The organism is Rhizobium sp. SVR5-9E (genome assembly GCF_056755095.1).
The window spans coordinates 1-402 of sequence record NZ_JBNDHS010000262.1 but is presented as its reverse complement, the minus strand read 5'-3'; the positions used below and the strand labels follow the sequence as shown (position 1 = coordinate 402).

The following is a 402-nucleotide window of genomic DNA, read 5'->3' as shown; positions in this document are numbered from 1 at the left end:
CTGGCACATGCCAACCGGGTCGCGACCATCGGGCAGCTTACCGCCTCGATCGCCCATGAGGTCAATCAGCCGATCGCTGCAACCGTCACCAATGCCCAGGCCGCATTGCGCTGGATGGACACGGAGCAGCCGGATCTCGCAGAAGTCCGCCAGGCGCTTGATCGGATCGCCAGGGACGGCCGGCGGGCTGGCGAGGTCATTAGCCGCATACGCGGGCAGATCAAGAAAGCCCCGCCACAGCAAGACGTGGTCGACATCAATGAAACAATCGACGAGGTGATCAGCCTTGCCCGGAGCGAGATCACCAAGAACGGGATAAAAGTGGACAGGCAGTTCGCCGATAGCCTGCCGCTCCTGCAGGGCGACCGGGTGCAACTGCAGCAGGTGATCCTGAACCTGGTC

1 protein-coding gene is annotated in these 402 nt (G+C 62.7%); it reads left to right on the top strand.

All coding sequences use genetic code 11. The features are described from left to right. Positions 1-402 (top strand): sensor histidine kinase (locus ACPYOJ_RS34715; protein WP_481420281.1); only part of this gene is annotated, 402 nt, incomplete at both ends.